This window comes from Rhodoblastus sp. 17X3 (assembly GCF_030056575.1).
GTDB lineage: Bacteria > Pseudomonadota > Alphaproteobacteria > Rhizobiales > Beijerinckiaceae > Rhodoblastus.
In genome coordinates this window covers 1-1,858 of record NZ_JASHHX010000047.1, presented here as the reverse complement: position 1 = coordinate 1,858, position 1,858 = coordinate 1, and the positions used below count along the sequence as shown (strand labels likewise).

Below are 1,858 nucleotides of genomic sequence, written 5' to 3'. Positions count from 1 at the left end.
TACCTTGGCGGTCACGAAGACGCCGAAGTTCTGGTTATGCGCGTCGATCGTGGCATAGGCCTTGGCGACGCTCGAAACGGCCTGCCCCTGCCCATAGTTCAGGTTGCCGTCGTCCTGGTTCGAGCCGCTCGTCGCCGTCGCGGGAACGCCCATCTTCTTGCCGTTTGGCGCAAAGATCAGCACCGGATCGCGCGGCGCCGTCCTGAATTCGGAGCCCGCGGTTGCCGCCCCCGAAAAATTGACGTCGAATTCGCCGACTTTGAACTCCTCGGCGCGCGATTGCTGCATCATCAGCAGGAGCACCGAGCAAGCGGCGCTCGATAGCAGACCGGCGCGCAGATTCGCCGCGACCCAAGCATTTGGAACCGTGTTGTTTTTCATTTTACCACCCTGAACGATTTTTTATTATTTCCGGCAGCGCGGATCATTCTGACCGATCCAGCTTAATATTCAATGGCTTACGACGGCTTTGGCGAAATTTTCCCCGCCCAAAGACTTCGCGACGTTCCGCGCCTTATCCTGCGCGGCGATCTGCTCGCGAACATGTCTCACGTCGTCTTCGTAGGTCTTGACGGCCAGCATGAACATGACCGCAGCGACGATGGAGAACATCGGCATGCAAACCATCGTCGCCTCCAGCCCCCAATGGTCGGACGCAGCGCCGGCGATCAGCGGACCGGCGGCGAGGCCGAGCAAGTTCTGGAACAGCGACAGAACGGAGGCTCCGGTTGCGCGCACTGAGGGGTGCATCACATTGAGGACGACGGCGGAGACCGGGCCAACCGTGCAGGCGGCAAGAAAAGCGCCCAGTACGACCAGAACGAGCTGCGCGTTTGCGGTCGAGACAATGCCCAAACGAGGGGCGGCAAAGGCGATCACAAGCGTAGCCATCGACACGAGGCTGAGCGCCGCAATTACATAAAGCTTGCTGGTCAAGGCTCTCCGGCCGGCGCGGTCGGCGACGTTGCCCCAGATCACGCTGCCAAACGCGCCGGCGAGGACGACGAGGGCCGCCTTCGCGCCCGCCTGGTCGGCCGGCATGCCGTAAGTCCTGTTCAGGTAGCTGGGAAGCCAGGCCCAGAGCGTCGAGACGACGATGAGCTGCGCGGCGCCGCCGAGGCAGACCCACAACATGGTCTTCGGCCGGAAAATGGAGATTGCGATCTGCCTGGCGGTCGCAATGGCGTCGCGGCGCGCCGATCCTTCATGGGCAACGAGGTCGACCGTCCGGTAATCCTTGACGAACAGGTACAGAAGCGCAAGCGCGAGGCCCGGAATGCCGACGACCCCGAACGCCGCCTTCCAGCCCCAGCGGGCGGCGATAAAGCCGCCGAGAACGACGCCAAGGACCGACCCCACCGAGGCCGACGCGAAGAAGCCGCCCAGCAACGAGGCATGCAAGCGACGCGGGAAATGACCTGCAATCATCGCGGCGCCGACCGAGCCGTAGCCGGCTTCGCCAAACCCAACCATAGCCCGCGCAGCGAACAGCTGACCGAAGTTTCCGGCGAACATGCAGGAAATGCTCGCCAGGCTCCAGACCAAGGCCATGCCGACGACCGACTTGACCCTGCTGAAACGGTCGGCGACCAGCGCCGCCGGAATTCCGAAGATCGCAACGGTCACCGAGACGATCGAAACGAGCCCGCCAAGCTGGGTGTCGGTCAGTCCCCATTCCGCCTTGATGTGCGGAAACATCGTAACGATCACTTGCCGATCGACATAATCGAAAATCATGAGGCCGATGGTCATCGCATAGGCGAACCAGGCCTGGCGCGGTCCGAACAAATAGCTGTCCGGATCCGCGCGACCGGAGTCTGCGGGTTGAATATGCATGGCGTTCCTCCCGAACGTTTTT

2 protein-coding genes are annotated in these 1,858 nt (G+C 62.3%); both read right to left on the bottom strand.

Annotated features, from left to right (window positions below):
- Nucleotides 1-381, bottom strand: a 381-nt coding sequence (locus tag QM467_RS19680) for a DUF1302 family protein (RefSeq protein WP_283368035.1), incomplete at its 3' end; no start/stop codon positions are given.
- A gap of 69 nt (nt 382-450) precedes the next feature.
- Nucleotides 451-1,836 carry an MFS transporter gene (locus QM467_RS19675; protein ID WP_283368034.1) on the bottom strand — a complete coding sequence of 462 codons (1,386 nt, stop codon included), beginning with the start codon at nt 1,834-1,836 and terminating at the stop codon, nt 451-453.
- Nucleotides 1,837-1,858 lie beyond the last annotated feature (22 nt).

What these genes read in the sequence shown, in the direction of transcription:
- QM467_RS19675 (WP_283368034.1), bottom strand. Translation starts at nt 1,836, where the DNA reads ATGCATATTCAACCCGCAGACTCCGGTCGCGCGGATCCGGACAGCTAT.